Annotated in this window: 1 protein-coding gene; it reads right to left on the bottom strand. The window is 44.9% G+C overall.

Annotated elements, in window-relative coordinates; genetic code table 11:
- Positions 1–312 (bottom strand): hypothetical protein (locus Q5762_RS37725; protein ID WP_315896827.1); only part of this gene is annotated, 312 nt, incomplete at both ends.

The raw sequence follows: 312 nt of genomic DNA, 5'->3' as shown, positions 1-312 counted from the left end.
CTCTTTTTCCGCAATGTAGTTGACGATGGTAGCCCTAAGTTCGTTGATTTGATGCGTGAGTGCTTGAGCTTGCTCATATTCTTTTTCGTTGGCTTCCAATTGGATAAGTCCAGCAAAACGCTTGGGGATATTGTGCGGGTACTCAAACACCTTTTGAGGCTCAATGCTCACCCTTAAGGCTTCATGAAGCGGCATAGAATCAAGCTGTTTGGCATGAATGGTTGATGGCAGTGCTTCCCCACGCTGAAACTGAGGGACGTCTTGTACATGCTTTTGGATAAGTTTGAGAGCGATAAGGAAATTATATAGCTC

The organism is Streptomyces sp. P9(2023) (genome assembly GCF_032436795.1).
In the GTDB taxonomy this organism is placed as follows: Bacteria; Actinomycetota; Actinomycetes; order Streptomycetales; family Streptomycetaceae; genus Streptomyces.
Note: the sequence above shows the minus strand (reverse complement) of the source record. Positions and strands in the feature narration are given on the sequence as shown.